Annotated in this window: 17 protein-coding genes; 10 read left to right on the forward strand and 7 right to left on the reverse strand. The window is 55.6% G+C overall.

Annotated features, from left to right (window positions below; translation table 11 throughout):
* Positions 1–146: 146 nt before the first annotated feature.
* Positions 147–1,346, reverse strand: coding sequence for an S-methyl-5-thioribose kinase (gene mtnK, locus CNE01S_RS22310; RefSeq protein ID WP_061278677.1), 1,200 nt, complete (start codon positions 1,344–1,346; stop codon positions 147–149).
* Positions 1,347–1,453: 107 nt separating this feature from the next.
* On the opposite strand from mtnK, the gene mtnA reads away from it, so the two are divergent.
* The gene (mtnA, locus tag CNE01S_RS22315) at positions 1,454–2,479 is read left to right on the forward strand and encodes an S-methyl-5-thioribose-1-phosphate isomerase (RefSeq protein WP_061278679.1); all 1,026 of its coding nucleotides are present in this window, start codon (positions 1,454–1,456) and stop codon (positions 2,477–2,479) included.
* A 446-nt stretch (positions 2,480–2,925) separates the two neighbouring features.
* Here mtnA and CNE01S_RS22320 read toward each other — a convergent pair whose 3' ends face one another.
* Positions 2,926–3,468, reverse strand: a complete 543-nt coding sequence (locus CNE01S_RS22320) for a 1,2-dihydroxy-3-keto-5-methylthiopentene dioxygenase (protein WP_061278680.1) — start codon at positions 3,466–3,468, stop codon at positions 2,926–2,928.
* Positions 3,465–4,148: an acireductone synthase gene (gene mtnC / locus CNE01S_RS22325; RefSeq protein ID WP_061278682.1), complete on the reverse strand. Its 684-nt coding sequence runs from the start codon at positions 4,146–4,148 to the stop codon at positions 3,465–3,467. Before mtnC ends, CNE01S_RS22320 begins: the two co-directional genes overlap by 4 nt.
* Before the next feature lie 149 nt (positions 4,149–4,297).
* Between mtnC and CNE01S_RS22330 the strand changes: the two genes are divergently transcribed.
* Positions 4,298–5,458 (forward strand): pyridoxal phosphate-dependent aminotransferase, encoded by a 1,161-nt coding sequence (locus CNE01S_RS22330; RefSeq protein ID WP_061278684.1) that lies wholly within the window; start codon positions 4,298–4,300, stop codon positions 5,456–5,458.
* Between the two features lie 31 nt (positions 5,459–5,489).
* Here the strand turns inward: CNE01S_RS22330 and CNE01S_RS22335 are convergent, their stop codons facing one another.
* The 3 genes from CNE01S_RS22335 to upp form a co-directional block, all read right to left on the reverse strand.
* Positions 5,490–6,191, reverse strand: a complete 702-nt coding sequence (locus CNE01S_RS22335) for a DnaA inactivator Hda (RefSeq protein WP_213715630.1) — start codon at positions 6,189–6,191, stop codon at positions 5,490–5,492.
* Positions 6,192–6,288: 97 nt separating this feature from the next.
* Positions 6,289–7,575, reverse strand: a complete 1,287-nt coding sequence (gene uraA, locus CNE01S_RS22340; protein ID WP_061278686.1) for a uracil permease — start codon at positions 7,573–7,575, stop codon at positions 6,289–6,291.
* 85 nt (positions 7,576–7,660) lie between these two features.
* Entirely contained in the window at positions 7,661–8,287 is a 627-nt protein-coding gene (upp, locus tag CNE01S_RS22345; protein ID WP_061278688.1) for a uracil phosphoribosyltransferase, read from the reverse strand.
* A 224-nt stretch (positions 8,288–8,511) separates the two neighbouring features.
* Between upp and purM the strand changes: the two genes are divergently transcribed.
* The 4 genes from purM to ppx all read left to right on the forward strand — a co-directional run bounded on the left by purM (position 8,512) and on the right by ppx (position 13,986).
* Positions 8,512–9,549, forward strand: coding sequence for a phosphoribosylformylglycinamidine cyclo-ligase (gene purM, locus CNE01S_RS22350; protein WP_061278690.1), 1,038 nt, complete (start codon positions 8,512–8,514; stop codon positions 9,547–9,549).
* Positions 9,549–10,187 carry a phosphoribosylglycinamide formyltransferase gene (gene purN, locus CNE01S_RS22355; RefSeq protein ID WP_061278692.1) on the forward strand — a complete coding sequence of 213 codons (639 nt, stop codon included), beginning with the start codon at positions 9,549–9,551 and terminating at the stop codon, positions 10,185–10,187. Before purM ends, purN begins: the two co-directional genes overlap by 1 nt.
* 173 nt (positions 10,188–10,360) lie before the next feature.
* The gene (gene ppk1, locus CNE01S_RS22360) at positions 10,361–12,421 is read left to right on the forward strand and encodes a polyphosphate kinase 1 (RefSeq protein WP_061278694.1); all 2,061 of its coding nucleotides are present in this window, start codon (positions 10,361–10,363) and stop codon (positions 12,419–12,421) included.
* A gap of 23 nt (positions 12,422–12,444) precedes the next feature.
* The gene (gene ppx, locus CNE01S_RS22365; RefSeq protein WP_061278696.1) at positions 12,445–13,986 is read left to right on the forward strand and encodes an exopolyphosphatase; all 1,542 of its coding nucleotides are present in this window, start codon (positions 12,445–12,447) and stop codon (positions 13,984–13,986) included.
* A gap of 1 nt (position 13,987) precedes the next feature.
* Here ppx and CNE01S_RS22370 read toward each other — a convergent pair whose 3' ends face one another.
* Positions 13,988–16,249, reverse strand: a complete 2,262-nt coding sequence (locus tag CNE01S_RS22370; protein ID WP_061278699.1) for a sensor domain-containing phosphodiesterase — start codon at positions 16,247–16,249, stop codon at positions 13,988–13,990.
* A gap of 357 nt (positions 16,250–16,606) precedes the next feature.
* On the opposite strand from CNE01S_RS22370, the gene CNE01S_RS24845 reads away from it, so the two are divergent.
* The 4 genes from CNE01S_RS24845 to CNE01S_RS22385 all read left to right on the forward strand — a co-directional run bounded on the left by CNE01S_RS24845 (position 16,607) and on the right by CNE01S_RS22385 (position 19,340).
* The gene (locus CNE01S_RS24845) at positions 16,607–16,780 is read left to right on the forward strand and encodes a YfgG family protein (RefSeq protein WP_082763274.1); all 174 of its coding nucleotides are present in this window, start codon (positions 16,607–16,609) and stop codon (positions 16,778–16,780) included.
* A 161-nt stretch (positions 16,781–16,941) separates the two neighbouring features.
* On the forward strand, positions 16,942–17,361 hold the full coding sequence (locus CNE01S_RS22375; protein WP_061278701.1) for a VOC family protein: 420 nt from the start codon (positions 16,942–16,944) through the stop codon (positions 17,359–17,361).
* A 187-nt stretch (positions 17,362–17,548) separates the two neighbouring features.
* Positions 17,549–18,550, forward strand: a complete 1,002-nt coding sequence (locus CNE01S_RS22380) for a fatty acid desaturase (RefSeq protein WP_061278703.1) — start codon at positions 17,549–17,551, stop codon at positions 18,548–18,550.
* Complete coding sequence (locus CNE01S_RS22385) at positions 18,543–19,340, forward strand: phosphate/phosphite/phosphonate ABC transporter substrate-binding protein (RefSeq protein WP_061278704.1); 798 nt, start codon at positions 18,543–18,545, stop codon at positions 19,338–19,340. The genes CNE01S_RS22380 and CNE01S_RS22385 overlap by 8 nt, the downstream gene beginning before the upstream one ends.
* Positions 19,341–19,490: the final 150 nt, after the last annotated feature.

Raw genomic sequence — 19,490 nt, forward strand, 5'->3', positions numbered from 1 at the left:
GGGCGCCGGGGCCGTCCGGGGGATGGCGTGATCCCCCGGACACGTTCACCGGTGCGGTAGATACATATAAAGATGGACTGGAAGTGAACGGAACCTTTCACCAGATCTTCATAAGCCCTGGTTAGAAAGCTAACGCAGAAGAAAACTCACCCCTTCTGCCGAACTCTCGCAATAAACTCATCCACCGAATCCACCTGCCCGGCGATCAGAATCAGGAACTTGCCCAGCTCAATCGCGTGGCTGACGCAGGCCAGGCGCGTAGCTTCATCCTCAATACTTTCCAGATCGGCAACGTGTGACAGCCCGACAGAGCGGCGAATCAGCTCGGTGCCACAGAAGCCTACCGCATCAACCCAAACTTTTTGCAGATAGTGTTCGGCATACCCTTCCGTCGCCAGCGCCGTATCTCGCGTTTTCTCGCGGGCAAGCGCCGTAAAGCGCTCAGAAAAGCTCAGCCACAGTTCCTGAATATCTTTCAGGCGCTGTTCGCGCTGGCTGGCCGCATCCCGTGGGCCAAAATGCCCCGGCAGTGCACAGTAGTTCAGCAGCAGGTTGCCGATGGCAGTCCCGAGGTCAAAACCAATCGGGCCCACGTAACCAAATTCAGCATCGATCGCTTTCAGGCTACCTTCCGCGACGAAAATCGACCCGCTGTGGATATCACCGTGCAGTAACGCCTCGGCGCTGGAGAAGAATTTATGCTTCAGTAACGCCACGGCCAGCTTCAGGTCGCTGTCGCTTCGCAGCGCGGCAACCTGCTGTTCCAGCGCGGCCGGGTAGTTATTTCGCTCGTGAATCTGATACGGATCGCTAAAGAACAAGTCTTCGGTGATTTCGCACATTTCCGGGTTGATAAAGCGGGCAACCAGCGCCTTCTTATCGTGCGGATGCAGATAAAAATCTGACGTGTGGAACAGCGTTTTTGCCAGATACTCACCAAGCTGGCTGGCCGCCTGAGGATAATAAACGCCCTTCACCAGCTCGCCGCGCCAGATGCAATGGCTGGAGAGATCCTCCATCACCATCACCGCCAATTCTGGGTCGTAATGCACCACGTTGACCGTGTGCTCCGGGCTGTGCTGGTAGTGCTCCACCAGGGTTTGTGCCTCAAGGCGAGCACGATCCAACGTCAGCGGCCAGGACTCGCCCACGCAGCGCACATACGGCAGCGCCTGCTTCACGATAGTTCGGCTGACGCCCTGAGTATCAAAGATTTTAAACACCAGATTAAGGTTGCCGTCGCCCACTTCCTGCGCCTCCACCAGCTCAGACGGCGTCTGCAGCCCGCCAAACTGTTGAGCATAGGCCACTGCGTCAGCGGCGGTAAAAGTGCGGTATTGCGACATGGCGATCCTCTCAGAAAATAAAGTTAATTAAGACGTTTGGACGTCTATACATCTGGAAGTCATGTTGGCACAATATACCGCAACAACGCAACATGGAATTAACACGAATGCATAATTTAAAAACCACCAGCCTTGAAGTGCGTGATAACCAGCTTTGGATCCTTGACCAACAGGCGCTGCCGCAGCAGAAAAACTGGCTCCCGGCGCACACCGTGCCGCAGCTGGTCGCTCATATTCACGCCCTCAGCGTGCGTGGTGCGCCGCTCATCGGTCTTTCCGCCAGTCTGCTGCTGGCGCTGCTGGCGGAGCAAGGCCTCACAAGACCGCAGCTCGCTGAAGCGCTGGAAACCCTGCGAGCGTCCCGCCCGACGGCGGTTAACCTGATGAATAACCTCGACCGCATGAAGCAGGCGCTGGCCCAGGAAAACTTTGTTATAGCGCTCGAAGAAGAGGCTCTGCGACTGGTAGCGGAAGATAAAATATTGTGCGACAACATCGCTCGCGCAGGCGCGGCGCTGGTTAAGCCCGGTAGCCGCCTGCTGACCCACTGTAATACCGGCGGCCTTGCTACCGCAGGCGTCGGCACCGCGCTGGGCGTTATTCAGCGCGCGTTTAATGAAGGTCACGTCGCCAGCGTCTGGGTGGATGAAACTCGCCCTCTGCTTCAGGGCGGCAGGCTGACGGCGTGGGAACTGGGTGAGCTGGGCATTCCTTACCAGCTGATTTGCGATTCAATGGCCGCCAGCCTGATGGCGAAAAAGCAGGTAGATGCTATCTGGGTCGGCGCGGACCGCATTGCCGCGAACGGTGACGTAGCCAATAAGATTGGCACTTACAGCCTGGCCGTACTGGCGCATTACCACGGCGTTCCATTCTATGTTGCCGCCCCACACACCACGCTCGACAGAAACTGTCCGAACGGCGAAGCCATTCCGATTGAGCAGCGTGCGGCCAGTGAAGTGACCGGCGTGGCGGGCAGTTTTGGCAGCGTGCAGTGGGCACCAGAAAACGCAAGCGTGTATAACCCGGCGTTTGACGTAACCCCGGCAGAGTTAATTAGCGGCTGGATTCTGGATACGGGCGTAGTGACGCCGGAGCAGGTGCGCGATGGGGTATTTTTGCCGCAGAAATAATGCCCCTCATTCTGGCCTTCTCCCCACAGGGGAGAAGGGATAAAAAAGGGGATGTTGCCCATGCAGGGGCAGCCTTTTACCTATCTTTCTTTCAAAAAATTCAAGGGTGACTCTTTAAATCAGTCGTTATTCCGTTCACCCATAAATCTGTTTCCCCTGCACGTTCCGAAAACGGTGAACGTGTCAGGTGGCATTACGCCATGCCCCCTGACAACCCCCGGCGCCCGGCGAGCTCATCGCCGCTGAAGCGGTCGATTTATTTGGCCGGGAGTCCGGGGTCTCGGGGGAATGACGGTGATTCCCCCGAGCCGTGAACCGGTACGGGGGCTTCATATAAAACAGGACTGGAAGTGAACGGAATATTTGCCGCTCCTACATCGTCGCGGGAATTTGTGACTAAGTTACAGCCCTTCCAGGGAAAAACTCAATTCAACTCAACTCATCAACTACGGCAAACGTGGATAAGCATCCGCAATCGCATCACCGGTAAAATGAGCCACCCAGCCTTCCGGGTTATCAAAAATACGAATCGCGGTAAAGTGCGGCTCGGAACCCATATCAAACCAGTGCGGCGTTCCAGCCGGGACGGAAATCAGATCGTTCTTCTCGCACAGGATCTGATACACCTTGCCGTCCAGATGCAGGCAGAACAGCCCCGCGCCCTCAACAAAGAAACGGACTTCGTCTTCGCCGTGGGTATGTTCGGACAGGAACTTGGTGCGCAGCACGTCTTTCTGTGGGTTATCCGCCCGCAGGCTGATCACATCCCAGCTCTGATAGCCTTTCTCCGCCACCAGCTTGTCGATGGCATGCTGGTAAGCGCCGATCACCGTCTCCGACGTTGGATTAGCCCCTAAATCCTGGTTCGCTTCCCAGCGCTCAAAACGCACGTCTTTTGCGTTCAGCTGCTCGCGAATCTCTTGCGCGTCCGTGCTGTGCCATACCGGCTCCTTTGCTTCGGTATCGGTAAAAATGGTCAATGCGCTCATGAAGAAAACAACTCCGGATTAATGTGGTCGAAACGGTTTACCTGGCGATGACTGCTGGCGTCATCCGCCTCGCCGCGAATAAGCTGCACGGTTTGCCAACCGGCTTCCCGGGCAGCATCCAGCTCCTGGTGAATATCAGACAAGAACAGCAGCTCTTCTGGCGCCACGCCTGTCTCCGCCGCGATGTTGCGGTAGGACTGCGCTTCACGCTTGGCCCCAACGTGGGTATCAAAATAGCCGCTGAACAAATCGGTAATATTCCCGGCGTCGCTATAGCCAAAAAGCAGCTTCTGCGCAGCCACCGAGCCGGATGAATAGACATACAGGGCAATACCCTGCTGTTTCCAGGCCTTCAGCGCGGGCAGGACGTCATCATAGAGATGGCCGGTGAAGTCTCCATTCACGTAGCCATCCCGCCAGATAAGGCCCTGCAGCGCCTTTAGCGCGGTAGATTTACGATCTACATCCATGAAGCTAAACAACGTCTCAATCAGCCGTTCAATATCCGCCTGCGGCTCATTAATTTCCGCCCGCAGGTCGTTGAGTATCGGGGCTATTTCATTTTGCTGCTGGCGAACAAATCCTGCGAGGCGTTCGCGGGCATACGGGAACAGAATGTTGTGCACAAAGCGAATGTCGCTGGTAGTGCCTTCAATATCGGTAACAATGGCGCGAATCATTATCTCTCCAGCCGTTAGCGCTGCTTTATGTTTGCAACTGAGGTCATTATTATTTAGACGTCTAAGCGTCTTGATTGCCAAATCTTAACATCGTGTTATAGTCCCGGCAACACAGGGAAACACACGCATCACGTTAAGGTCGAAGAATAATGAGCCACTCCCCTTTGATTCCAGAAAGCAAACTGCCCGCGCTCGGCACCACCATCTTCACTCAGATGAGCGCTCTGGCGCAGCAGCACAACGCGATTAACCTCTCCCAGGGCTTCCCGGATTTCGATGGCCCGCGCTTCCTGCAGGAACGCCTGGCGTTTCACGTCAGCCAGGGCGCGAACCAGTACGCCCCGATGACCGGCGTCCAGCCTCTGCGTGAAGCTATCGCCGAGAAAACCGAAGCCCTGTACGGCCACAAGCCGGATGCCAACACCGATATCACGGTCACAGCTGGTGCAACAGAAGCGCTTTACGCCGCCATCACCGCGCTGGTTCGTCCGGGCGATGAGGTCATTTGCTTTGACCCGAGCTACGATAGCTACGCCCCGGCCGTGACGCTTTCCGGCGGCATTCTGAAACGTATTTCACTCCAGCCGCCGCACTTCCGCGTTGACTGGCAGGCGTTTGCTGCACTGCTGAGCGACAAAACGCGCCTCGTCATTCTTAACACGCCGCACAACCCGTCCGCTACCGTCTGGCGCAAAAGTGATTTTGCCGCGCTGTGGCAGGCCATCGAGCAGCACGAAGTTTATGTGCTGAGCGACGAAGTGTACGAGCATATTTGCTTTGACGAAGAAGGCCACGCCAGCGTGCTGGCTCACGCGCAGCTGCGCGAGCGCGCTATCTCTGTGTCCTCTTTTGGCAAAACGTTCCATATGACGGGCTGGAAGGTGGGCTATTGCGTGGCGCCGGCGGCCATCAGTGCGGAACTTCGTAAGGTTCACCAATATCTGACGTTTGCGGTGAATACCCCGGCGCAGCTTGCGATTGCCGACATGCTGCGCGCCGAGCCGGAACATTATCGCGAACTACCGGAGTTTTACCGCGCGCGCCGCGACCGCTTTGTTGAGGCGCTGGCGGACAGCCGGTTCGAAATTCTGCCCTGCGAAGGGACTTACTTCCTGCTGGCCGACTACAGCGCGATCTCCGATCTGGACGACGTGAGTTTCTGCCAGTGGTTAACCAAAGAAGTGGGCGTGGCGGCGATCCCGCTGTCGGTATTCTGCGCGGACGCTTTCCCGCATAAGCTGATTCGCCTGTGCTTTGCCAAGCAGGAAGCAACGCTGGACGCCGCAGCAGAAAGATTACGTAAAGTCTAAAACGAGATTCCCCGTCGCCGGACGGGGAAAACTACAGGCTGAGGATTTCTTTGACGAACGGGATGGTGAGCTTGCGCTGGGCGGTAATCGAGGCGTGATCGAGCTGATCGAGCGTCATGAACAGGGTTCGCATTTCGCGATCGAGCCGCTTTAACAGAAAACGTCCCACGTCTTCCGGCAGCTCAAACCCTCGTAGCCTGGAACGAAGCTGAAGTGCCTGTAGCTTGTCATCATCGGAAAGCGGCTGCAGCTTGTAGATTTGCCCCCAGTCCAGGCGGGAAGCCAGGTCAGGCAACTGCAGATTTAGCTGGCGAGGCGGCCTGTCGCCGGTGATCAGCAGGCGCGTTTTCCCGGATTCCAGAATGCGGTTATAGAGATTGAAGATCGCCATCTCCCACGGTTCATCGCCGGCCACACACTCAATATTGTCGATGCAAACCAGCGAGAGCTGCTCCATTCCATCAAGCACTTCCGGCACAAACCAGGTGCGCTTATCCAGCGGCACGTAGCCCACGGCTTCGCCGCGCTGGGAAAGCTCCGCGCAGGCCGCATGCAGCAAATGGCTACGCCCGCCGCCTTCACGCGACCAGAAATAGATGTACCCGCTGTGATCCTGACGGAGTACCGCCTGCAGGGCGGCTAATAAAGAAGGGTTGTCGCCCGGCCAGAAACTCGCAAAGGTTTCATCGTCGGGAAGATAGAGTGGCAGTGAGAGCTGTGCCGGCGTATTCAGAAGTACCTCAACCATAACAGGCAGAAAATCGCGATGAGTCTATCACAGTTTTGGGGAAGGATAGAACCGGGCGAGGATCCGCCCGGTGGCTAAACGATCAGTGCTGAGCGTCGTTCTCTTTGGCATCCAGCACCACTTCTTCCGGGCGCAGTATGCTGATTAGTTTGAAAATAAGGCTCAGGCCCACGCCGACGATGGTCGCCAGCGCCATGCCTTTCAGCTCTGCCGCACCGATGTGCACCTTCGCCCCGCTCACGCCGATGATCAGGATAACGGAGGTCAGGATCAGGTTTTGCGCTTTGCTGTAATCCACTTTGGACTCGATCAGCACGCGAATACCGGATGCGCCGATTACGCCGTACAGCAGCAGAGATACGCCGCCCATTACCGGCACCGGGATGATTTGAATCGCCGCCGCCAGCTTGCCGACGCAGGAAAGCAGAATCGCGATAATCGCCGCGCCGCCGATAACCCAGGTCGAGTAAACGCGGGTGATAGCCATCACGCCGATGTTTTCACCGTAGGTGGTGTTTGGCGTGGAGCCGAAGAAGCCGGAGAACACGGTTGAAATGCCGTTGGCAAACATTGAGCGATGCAGGCCAGGGTCGCGAATCAGGTCTTTTTTCACGATATTCGCGGTGACCACAAGGTGACCGACATGCTCGGCAATCACCACCAGCGCCGCCGGCAGAATGGTGAAGATGGCAAACCACTCAAAGCGAGGCGTATAGAAGGTTGGCAGCGCAAACCAGTGCGCTTCGCGGATTGGCGTCACGTCCACCACGCCCATAGCGAAGGAGAGCGCGTAGCCCGCCAGCACGCCGATGAGAATCGGGATAATGGCCATAAAACCACGGAACAGCACGGAACCAAACACCGTCACCGCCAGCGTTACCAGTGAGATGATAATGGTGGTGGAATCCGGTGAAGCCCCTTCCGCCGGCAGCAGCCCGGCCATATTCGCCGCAACACCCGCCAGCTCAAGGCCGATAACGGCGACAATCGCGCCCATCGCCGCCGGAGGGAACATCACGTCCAGCCAGCCGGTACCGGCTTTTTTCACAATCAGCGCCACGATGCAGAACAGCACGCCGCACATAATAAATCCGCCGAGCGCCACTTCGTAACCCAGCGGCAACAGCAGCAAGACCGGAGAGATAAACGCGAAGCTGGACCCGAGATAAGCCGGGATTTTGCCTTTACAGATAAACAGGTAAAGCAAGGTGCCGATGCCGTTAAACAGCAGCACCGTGGCCGGGTTGATGTGGAACAGAATTGGCACCAGCACGGTTGCGCCGAACATGGCGAACAGATGCTGCAGGCTCAACGGAATCGTTTGCAATAAGGGCGGGCGTTCACTTACCCCAATGGCGCGGCGGGTCATGTTGTTTTCCTCTAGGTGTTATTTTTAACGAACGGTGTTTGCTGAAATCAAAAAAAAGCCGACTTTCAAAGTCGGCTGATGAATCTTATTTCGTTCCGAATATCTTATCGCCCGCATCACCGAGGCCAGGAATAATGTACCCGTGCTCGTTGAGGCCCTGGTCGATAGAAGCGGTGTACAGCTCCACATCCGGGTGCACTTTTTCCAGCGCGGCGATGCCTTCCGGCGCCGCAACCAGCACCAGCACCTTAATGCTGGTACAGCCCGCTTTTTTCAGCAGGTCGATGGTGGCAATCATAGAGCCGCCGGTTGCCAGCATCGGGTCAACCACCAGCGCCATACGTTCTTCTATATTAGAAACCAGCTTCTGGAAGTAAGGCACCGGCTGCAGGGTTTCTTCATCGCGGTAAACGCCGACGACGCTGATACGCGCGCTTGGTACGTTTTCCAGCACGCCTTCCATCATGCCAAGGCCGGCACGCAGAATAGGCACAACGGTAATTTTCTTACCTTTGATCTGGTCGACTTCCACCGGGCCGTTCCAGCCTTCGATGGTGACTTTCTCGGTTTCCAGATCCGCAGTGGCTTCATAGGTAAGCAGGCTGCCTACTTCAGAGGCGAGTTCACGAAAGCGCTTGGTGCTGATGTCTTGCTCACGCATCAGGCCCAGCTTGTGTTTGACGAGTGGGTGTTTCACTTCCACGATCTTCATACTCTTTCTCCCCCGAGATAGTTGGCTACCACAAAAAAAATCGCCGGATTATACCGCTTTTTTGCCGCTGCGCTACAGCTAATGGGATGATCGAGATCAACCAGACTGGATTGATTCTATCTCAGGAATTCTTTTCTTGCCGATGATAAGAGGCTCGCAAACGTTTGCCTGCACTGTTAGAATTGCCGCGTTTTTTATTTTATGCCACCCGTGGGGAACGAGCAGTGACCGATAAAACCTCTCTCAGCTATAAAGATGCCGGTGTAGATATTGATGCTGGTAACGCTCTGGTAGACAGAATTAAAGGCGTAGTGAAAAAGACCCGTCGCCCGGAAGTAATGGGTGGCCTGGGCGGTTTCGGTGCGCTGTGCGCGTTGCCTCAGAAATATCGCGAACCGGTTCTGGTTTCCGGCACCGACGGTGTGGGCACCAAGCTGCGTCTGGCGATGGATTTAAAACGCCACGACGCTATCGGCATTGACCTGGTGGCCATGTGCGTGAACGACCTGGTGGTCCAGGGCGCCGAGCCGCTGTTCTTCCTCGACTACTACGCCACCGGCAAGCTGGACGTGGATACCGCCGCCAGCGTTATCACCGGCATCGCCGAAGGCTGCCTGCAGTCAGGCTGCTCGCTGGTTGGCGGCGAAACCGCTGAAATGCCGGGCATGTACCACGGCGAAGATTACGACGTGGCCGGGTTCTGCGTCGGCGTGGTTGAGAAATCCGAAATCATCGACGGCTCTAAAGTTGCCGACGGCGACGTGCTGATCGCCCTGGGTTCCAGCGGCCCGCACTCCAACGGCTATTCGCTGGTGCGCAAAGTGCTGGAAGTGAGCGGAACCGACCCGCTGACTACGGACCTGGAAGGCAAACCACTGGCGGATCACCTGCTCGAACCGACCCGTATTTATGTGAAAAACATCCTTGAGCTGATTGAAAGCGTGGACGTTCACGCCATCGCCCACCTGACCGGCGGCGGCTTCTGGGAAAACATTCCGCGCGTGCTGCCGGACAACACTCAGGCCGTTATCACCGAATCTTCCTGGCAGTGGCCGGCGGTATTCAACTGGCTGCAGCAGGCCGGGAACATCAGCCGCCACGAAATGTACCGCACCTTTAACTGCGGGGTAGGCATGGTCATTGCCCTGCCGGCAGCAGAAGCGGATAAAGCCGTTGAGCTGATGCAGGCCAAAGGTGAAAAGGCGTGGAAAATCGGTATCATCAAGGCATCTGATTCCGAAGAGCGCGTGGTTATTGAGTAATGAAACACATTGTGGTGCTGATTTCCGGCAACGGAAGCAATCTGCAGGCGATCATTGATGCCTGCCAGCAGAAGAAGATTAACGGCACCATCAGCGCGGTGTTCAGCAATAAGGCCGACGCGTTCGGCCTTGAGCGAGCCCGCGAAGCCGGGATCCCGACCCACGCGCTGGCGGCAAGCGAGTTTGCCAGCCGCGAGGCGTTCGATCGCCAGCTAATGCAGGAGATTGACGCCTACGCGCCGGACGTTGTGGTGCTGGCGGGTTACATGCGTATTCTCAGCCCGGCCTTTGTGGCGCGTTACAGCGGCCGCTTACTCAACATTCACCCTTCCCTGCTGCCGAAATACCCCGGTCTGCATACCCACCGCCAGGTGTTGGAAAACGGCGACGAAGAGCACGGCACCTCCGTGCATTTTGTTACTGACGAACTGGACGGCGGCCCGGTCATTCTGCAGGCCAAAGTGCCGGTATTTGAAGGGGATGATGAGGACGAAATCACCGCCCGCGTACAGCACCAGGAACACGCGATTTACCCGCTGGTGGTGAGCTGGTTCATCGATGGTCGTTTAAAAATGCGCCACAACGCCGCCTGGCTTGATGACGTGCAGCTGCCCCCGCAGGGCCACGCTGCTGAATAATTAAACTTAAAAGGGCTTCGGCCCTTTTTTTGTGTCTGTCTCTCATAAAGTTGTCATGGTCAGATGAGAGAGTTTCATCTGCATAGTTGGACATTCTCCGCTAAAGCTCGCCATAATAACTGACGTGACGGTGACGGCATTGCCACGTCCACGAAAACGGAGTGTGAGGACTAATGGGTCAGGATAAGCTGTATATCGAAAAAGAACTGAGCTGGTTGTCTTTTAACGAACGCGTTCTGCAGGAAGCGGCGGACAAGCTCAACCCGTTGATTGAAAGGATGCGGTTTCTCGGCATCTATTCCAATAACCTCGATGAATTCTATAAAGTGCGTTTCGCTGAGCTAAAGCGCCGCATTTTAATCAGTGAAGAACAGGGTTCTCCTTCCAACCAGCGCCACCTGCTGAATAAGATTCAGGCCCGGGTGCTGAAAGCCGATCAGGAATTTGACAGCCTGTATAACGAGCTGCTGCTGGAGATGGCGCGTAACCAAATCTTCCTGATTAACGAACGTCAGCTTTCCGAAAATCAGCAAAGCTGGCTGCGCAGCTACTTCAAGCATCAGCTTCGCCCGCACATCACGCCGATTTTGATCAACCGCGATACCGACCTGGTGCAGTTCCTGAAGGACGATTACACCTATCTGGCGGTCGAAATCATTCGCGGGGACAGCATTCGCTACGCGCTGCTGGAGATCCCGTCAGACAAAGTACCGCGTTTTGTGAACCTGCCGCCGGAAGCACCTCGCCGCCGCAAACCGATGATCCTGCTGGATAACATCCTGCGCTACTGCCTGGACGATATCTTCAAAGGGTTCTTCGACTATGACGCGCTCAACGCCTATTCGATGAAGATGACGCGCGACGCCGAGTACGACCTGGTCACCGAAATGGAATCCAGCCTGCTGGAACTGATGTCATCCAGCCTGAAACAGCGTCTGACCGCCGAGCCGGTGCGCTTTGTTTATCAGCGTGATATGCCGGATGCGATGGTGGAGATGCTGCGCGACAAGCTGACTATTTCCAACTACGACTCGATCATTCCCGGCGGGCGTTACCACAACTTTAAAGACTTTATTGGCTTCCCGAACGTCGGGAAAGCTAACCTGGTGAACAAGCCGCTGCCGCGCCTGCGCCATATCGGGTTTGATAAGTTCCGAAACGGCTTCGACGCCATCCGCGAGCGTGACGTCCTGCTTTATTACCCATACCACACTTTCGAACACGTCCTTGAGCTACTGCGTCAGGCCTCGTTCGACCCAAGCGTGCTGGCAATAAAAATCAATATCTACCGCGTGGCGAAAGACTCGCGCATTATTGACGCCATGATCCACGCCGCGCATAACGGTAAGAAAGTGACCGTGGTGGTAGAGCTGCAGGCGCGTTTCGACGAAGAAGCGAATATTCATTGGGCGAAGCGCCTTACCGAAGCGGGCGTCCACGTTATCTTCTCCGCGCCGGGCCTGAAAATTCACGCCAAGCTATTCCTTATCTCGCGTATGGAAGGCGAAGAGATTGTGCGTTATGCGCACATCGGGACCGGTAACTTTAACGAGAAAACCGCCCGTCTCTACACGGACTATTCCCTGTTAACCGCCGATGCACGCATCACCAACGAAGTGCGTCGCGTGTTTAACTTTATCGAGAACCCGTACCGGCCGGTGACCTTCGACTATCTGCTGGTGTCGCCACAGAACTCGCGCCGCCTGCTGTATGATTTGGTCGATCGTGAAATCAAAAATGCCCAAAACGGGCAGTCGGCTAGCATTACGCTGAAGCTGAATAACCTGGTAGACAAAGGCCTGGTAGACCGTCTGTATGCGGCATCCAGCGCGGGTGTGAAGGTGAACCTGCTGGTGCGCGGCATGTGTTCTCTGATTCCAGAACTCGAAGGGATCAGCGATAATATTCGCGTGCTGAGCATCGTTGACCGTTACCTTGAGCACGACCGGGTCTATATTTTTGAAAACGGCGGCGATAAGAAAGTCTTCCTCTCTTCTGCCGACTGGATGACCCGTAACATCGACTACCGTATTGAAGTGGCCGTCCCGGTCCTCGATCCGCGCCTGAAACAACGCATTCTCGATATCATTGATATCCAGCTTAGCGATACGGTGAAAGCGCGTATCATCGACAAAGAACTGAGTAATCGCTATGTGCCGCGCGGCAACCGCCGGAAAGTGCGTTCGCAACTGGCGATCTACGATTATATTAAATCTCTGGAACAACCTGACTAACGCTCTCAGGCGAAGATAAAATTATGCCGATATCAAACCATGCTCCACGGCCGCAGGAGTTCGCTGCGGTCGACCTCGGCTCTAACAGTTTCCACATGGTCATAGCCCGTGTGGTGGATGGCGCCATGCAAATCATTGGCCGCCTGAAGCAGCGCGTGCACCTTGCGGACGGCCTCGGGCCCGATAACAAATTAAGCGAGGAGGCCATGGAGCGTGGGCTCTCCTGCCTGGCGCTGTTTGCCGAACGCCTGCAGGGATTTGCAGCAGACAACGTGTGCATTGTGGGCACCCACTCGCTTCGCGAGGCCACCAACGCCGCCGAGTTTCTGAAACGCGCGGAAAAAGTGATCCCCTACCCGATCGAAATCATTCCCGGGAACGAAGAAGCCCGCCTGATTTTTATGGGCGTGGAACATACTCAGCCGGAGAAAGGCCGCAAGCTGGTGATTGATATCGGTGGTGGCTCCACCGAACTGGTGATCGGCGAAGATTTTGAGCCGATGCTGGTGGAAAGCCGCCGTATGGGCTGCGTCAGCTTTGCGCAAAACTTCTTCCCAGGCGGCGTCATCAGCCCGGAAAGCTTCAAGCGCGCCCGCATGGCGGCGATCCAAAAGCTGGAAACCCTTGCCTGGCAGTATCGTCTGCAGGGCTGGAAAGTCGCGCTGGGCGCCTCTGGCTCCATCAAAGCGGCGCATGAAGTGCTGATTGAGATGGGCGAAAAAGACGGGATGATCACCCCGGAGCGCCTGGAGATGCTGCAGCAGGAAGTGCTGAAGTTTAAAACCTTCGACGCCCTGAGCCTGCCGGGCCTGTCCGAAGAGCGTAAAGCGGTGTTCGTGCCCGGGCTGGCGATTCTGTGCGGCGTGTTTGATGCGCTCGCCATTCGTGAACTGCGTCTTTCAGACGGCGCGCTTCGTGAAGGCGTGCTCTACGAAATGGAAGGCCGTTTCCGCCATCAGGATATCCGTATTCGCACCGCGCAAAGCCTGGCGGAGCAGTACCACATCGACAGCGATCAGGCTCGTCGGGTACTGGAGACCGTTGAGCTCCTTTACCAGCAGTGGGAAAAGCAGAACCACAAGCTGGCTAACCCGCAGATGGCCGCGTTGCTGAAGTGGGCCGCGATGCTGCACGAAGTCGGGCTGAGCATTAACCACAGCGGGATGCACCGCCACTCGGCCTACATTCTGCAAAACAGCAACCTGCCGGGCTTCAATCAGGAGCAGCAAATGCTGATGGCGTCCCTGGTGCGCTACCACCGCAAGGCCATCAAGCTGGACGATCTGCCGCGCTTTACGCTGTTTAAAAAGAAACAGTTCCTGCCGCTGATTCAGCTGATTCGTCTGGCCACGCTGCTGAATAATCAGCGTCAGGCCACCACCACGCCGCCGACGCTAGTGCTGGAAACCGACGATAATCACTGGACGCTGCGCTTCCCGCACGACTGGTTCAGCCAGAACACGCTGGTGCAGCTTGATCTCGAGCGCGAGCAGCAGTATTGGGAAAGCATGACCGGCTGGAAGCTGACCATCGAGGAAGAGGCCGAAGCGGCGCTCTCCGCCTGATTCACTCCATCAGCCCCTTTGCGTCTTCCGGCGCAGAGGGGCTTTGCTCTTCTACAAGGCTCTCCAGCGGCTGAGGGCGACCAATCAAATACCCCTGAACATAATCCATCCCCATCGCCCGCACGGCATCTTTCAACGCCTGCGTTTCTACATATTCCGCCACAACCTGCATCTTCTTCATTCTTGCCAGCTGGCATATCGAACTCACCACCTGGTAATCCAGGCTGCTGGTTAAAATATTGCGGATAAAACTGCCGTCAATTTTAAGGATGTCGGCGCTCAGCTCTTTGAGGCGCGCATAGCTGGCATAGCCGGTCCCAAAGTCGTCGATGGCAATTCGGCAGCCCATTCTTTGCAGCATCTTCAGCGTCACATTGGCCTGTTCAAGGTTGGTTAACGAGTGGCTTTCCGTCACCTCAAAAACCAGTTGCCACGGTTCAATGCGGTACTTCGTCAGCAGATGCTCAACATCTTCCGGAAGCTGGGACTGGCATACAGAGGCGGGCGTCAGATTAATGGCAAGCCTGCAGCCGGGTAAACTGTCGCGGTGCCTATCCATAAACTGCAGGGCGGCATTCAGTACCCAACGGTCAATGCGGGATGAAAGCCCAAACTCATGGGCGACGGGCAAAAAGAGATCCGGCGACAGCAGCTCGCCGTTGTCACCGCGCATTCTCAGCAGCACCTCGTAGTAGGCATCGCCCCGCAACCCTTCGATACGCTGCGCCATCAGCACAAACAGGTCCTGATCGAGCGCACTTTGCAGACGGTTCATCATTTCAACTTTGCGTTTGACCGCATTCTGAATGTGATTGGAGCCTTTTTGCTGCAGACTTTCGGGCTGCTGCGTGGAGAGCGACACCCCGGCCATGGTGCTTAACTCACCCAGTAATAAGTAGAGATGGGACACCGGATGACGCACAAAGCAATAGCTGATGCCGATTTGTGGCTGCAGCGGCATGCCGTCCCACATAAAGCGGAACCGCCGGGCGTGGGCGTACAGAGACTCAATTTTAGCCTGATGAGATTCATAATTGAGACGCAGGGCAAGATCGTGCCCGGAAAGGTTGTACACCCTTTCGCCGGGAGCCAACTGGCCGCGCAAATACTCCGCCAACTGCTGTTTGTATTGAATGCGCAGCAAAACGCCGTAGTTGCGCCCAAGCAACTCCAGCTCGGGAATCGACACAAACCCCAGCGCGGACCAGGGGGTGTTCCCCAGATCGCGGGACAACGCGCGTAGATTTGGCATCTGCATCATCGGGTCGATAAACGCCACGCGGCGTGCTTTATAGTGCAAGAAGCGCTGTCGGGTGGTCACCGCCGCCATTAAATAGATGGTGATGGAGAACACCGCATAACAGGATGACGCGATGGCCAAATGCAGTTGAAAGCCCATATCCGGCGGCAAGTAATTGTGGAACCCGCTGCAGAGAATAATCAGCACCACGGTCCAGGCATTGGTAATAAACAGGAAGCCGAAACGCATCGCCCCCCACAGCATCACGGGCAGAATAAGCGTCAGCGTGTAATCGGTATTAAAAATAGTTTTGCTTTGACTGATCGGGTACAGCAGCAGCCAAATAAGCAGGCCGACGAGCGCGGCCCATAGCAACATTTCACTTCGCGTCACGCCCTTCTGACGCTGCCCCCGCATGCGGGACCAGAAGCTTTTGATAAAGCGTGGGTGCACTATCATTCGCAAAATAAAATAGAAGAATGGCAGCCCGGTTAATCCCCCCACCAGCACGGCCTGGAAATTAATTAATGTCCGGGCGCTCCACGGGGTGGCGGACAGAATAGAAAAGCTGCGATCGTACCAGCCAAAGAATAACGCCAGCTCATAGAACACCAGAAATAGCGAGGCGTTAACCAGCACCAGCCAAAACATACGCTGAGCGGTTAGCTGAATCATGCCGAAGGTCACCGCGTTGCGTCGCGGTACAAAATAGCGGTAACAGCCCCAGCTGACCGTAATCGGCACGATAAAGTGTAAGACGGCCAGCAACGAAACCCATCCGCCTTCTGAGGGCAGATAGCGAATCAGCAGAGCCAGAATAATGCCCGGGATAGCCGCACGCCCAAACAGCACAATGCATGCGGTCAGTAACGGGAGCGACATATACAGCAGAAAAACTCGCCCGCCGCCCACTACCGTTTGCGCGTTAAACGTTACCACCAGCGGCAGCAACAGGCTGGGGAGGATCAGGGGCAATGCCCACCATTTATTTTTTGATTTTTTATACCAGCTAACGAGTTGCATACATCTTCGCCAAAACCCCTATTCCTCTTCGGGTATCTCCCGGATATCCTTTCCGGTTAGTTACGGCCCATCTTCCGTTAGTACGGGGGGCAAATTTTAGTTCTCTAACATCAAGAATAATTGATGCATATCAGTATCAATTCAATGATTCACTGCTGAGGTAAAATTCAGACTGAATATGATTCATATTAGTTCACAACAAATTCACTCCATGAATGAAATGCCCATGAATCATTCATCCGGTGCGTTTTTACATGATGAATAATTGACCTGAGTGGTTCAGTGTGACTAAATAGCCCCGTCGCCCGCAGCTGACGGGCTCATCTCAAGGACCCCTGCGTGACACAGGTTACGACTATGCAGAGACGAAACCGTTTTAATAATCGCATGACCCGCATTATTCTGCTCATCAGTTTTCTGTTCTTTTTTGGTCGCTTTATTTATTCCTCAATTGGCGCGTGGTATCACCATCAGGATAAAAAAGCGGAAAGCCAGCAAAGCAGCCAGCAGGTGGACAGCGCTAACCGCTAGCCCGCCGGTTCCCCGTCAGCGTTCTCTTTTCAGTCCCAAAGCTACCCATTATCACTTGTTCAAAAATGCTCAAGCGCCGCGTTCTCAGGCCTTTCGCCTTGACCTAAAGTTAACTTGAGGTTGTAAAGTCACGCCATCAAAAACGGCTGAATGAGCACAGTATGGAACAGATTGATGTCGGCTTTACCCACGTCGCATTTATGGTGAAGGATCTGGATAAAAGCGTCGATTTTTACCTCCGCTATACCGCGATGAAGGTGATTCACCAGCGCGAACCCAACCTGCCTGACGCACGCAAAGTCGCCTGGCTAAGCGATCGTACCCGGCCTTTTGCGCTGGTTCTGGTACAGGCGGACAATAATACCGACACACCGCTGGGAAATTTTGGTCACCTGGGCGTGGCCTGCGCAACCAAAGAAGAAATTGATCAAAAGACGGAAACGGCGAGAGCCGAAGGCGTGCTGCGCAGAGAACCAGAACAGCTCGGTGACCCGGTGGGTTACTTCGTGTTCTTTGCCGATCCGGACGGCAATACGCTTGAACTCTCCTACGGCCAGCGGGTTGGCATTGAGTCAATGTAACGCCTGAGGGGCGGTAAAACATCGCCCTTTTTTGCTTTTATGCCGCTTCGTATACCTACCTTCACGCCGCCTTTTTTCTTAAGCAGTTTATGTTCTAAGCATAGCTATTTATATTCCTATGGGCTTTAGCGACGACGCTTTACTCTCTGCTCAATTCAACGGTTAACTGCGGGCAGTGATAAGTTAAATGAGTGGCAGAGCTTCGGTCTATTTACATGAAGAACAGCGGGAATTTGTCAGTAAACTACGGCGTTCGTGGCTGTGGCGCACGGAGCTGCCCACCTGGCTGCTGATTATCACCATTTATGGCGGCTGGTTTGCCACCGTTGCCTGGTGGAAAACGATTGGCCTGTTCCCGGCTACGCTGCTGCTCATTTGGTTAGCCACCTGGTACATGTCGCTGCAGCACGAGCTTCTGCACGGCCACCCAACTCGCTTCCCGCGCCTGAACCAGCTGTTCGGGCTGATGCCATTTTCTATCTGGTACCCTTACGGCACTTATCGCGACCTGCATCTTAAACATCATCAGGATGAAGATCTGACCGTGCCGGAAACAGACCCGGAGAGTTACTACTTTACCCGCCGCCGCTGGCAGCATTTTAGCGGCGTGCAGCGCCTGCTGGTGCGTCTGCGTAACACCTTCCCCGGCCGGCTGCTGCTGACCCCTGTACTGACCATGCGCTGGACGGTGGTCAATATCTGGGACTCTTTCCGCAGCGGCAACCGCCCGGCAATGGCGATGTGGACGGTACATCTTCTGCTGCTGATCCCGGTGCTCGGCTGGCTGGTAAAGCATGATTTCTCGGTGATTTACTACCTGCTGGTCGTGACCTGGCCGATGCTGGCGATGACCAAGGTCCGCTCTTTCTTCGAACACCGGGCGGCGGAAGATCCTGAGGCCCGGACAGTGATTAACGAAGCAGGCATGTTCTGGCGCCTGCTGTTCTTAAACCTGAACTATCACTCCGTGCATCACGATCTCCCCGGGATCCCGTGGTACGGGCTGCCAACGGTTTACCGTGCCTATAAAGAAGAATACCTGCGGCGTAACCAGGGCTTCTTTGTGAACGGCTACGGCGAGCTGATGCGCGAGCATCTGATTAAACCGATCCAGGTGGAAATTAACCCGTTCTTCCCGGACGGACGCCTGGCGCAGGACAGCGTGCAGCAGGAGAAAGCCCATGAGTAAGCTTATTTCGCTGCCGATGTACGACGTGCATCACCCGGATACCGAAGCGCTGTTAGCCACTTTGCGCCTGCTGCTGAGCGAAGAAGGGCTGGATGGTGATAGCCTGATTTATAGCGAGCCCGAAGACCGTCTGAGCCACTGGCAAGCTCCCAATCTGTTGCTCAGCCAAACCTGCGGCTATCCGCTGCGCGCCCTGCTGCCCAATGTGCAGGTCGTCGGTACATTTCATTATCAGGCCGCGGGCTGCGAAGGTTTTCACTACAGCAGCCAGCTGATTGTCCGCGAAGCCGAAGCAGCTAAAACGCTGGCAGATTTCCGTGACAAACGCGTCGTTTGCAACAGCGACGACTCCCAGTCCGGCTATCACGGCCTGCGCAGCCTCGTCGCACCGCTGCAGAAAGACGGGAAGTTCTTCTCGGACATCGCCTTTAGCGGTAGCCACCGTCAGTCGCTGGCCGAAGTACAGGCCGGTACGAGCGATATTGCCGCCATTGATGCAGTTACTCTCGCTTTGGTTGCTCGCCATGAGCCAGAACGCGTATCAGGCCTGGTTTCTATCGGCACAACCGCGCTGGCTCCGGGTTTGCCAATGATCACCTCGGCACAAACTTCGGCGGTGGAACTGGCGCAGCTGCGCCGCGCGTTGAAGCGACTGGTGAGCGAGCCTGAATGGCAAACCGTGCGAGAAGCGCTGCTGATTGAGGATTTTACCGCGACCGATCGGGATGATTATCAGACGATTAGCGATGCGGCGCAGAAAGCGGCGGCGAGTGGCCTGGTGGGGCTTTAGATTGTTGGGATTTCCGTATCTCATAGAGAGCCATGTCGCAAACACAAATCCCCATGATTATGCAGGGGCGGCTAAAGTTCCGTTCACTTCCAGTCCTGTTTCATCTGCCACCACTGCACCGGTGAACGTCTTAGGAGAGCCACCGTCGCT

Origin of the sequence: Cedecea neteri NBRC 105707 = ATCC 33855 (genome assembly GCF_001571265.1) — a bacterium.
Taxonomy (GTDB): Bacteria; Pseudomonadota; Gammaproteobacteria; order Enterobacterales; family Enterobacteriaceae; genus Cedecea; species Cedecea neteri.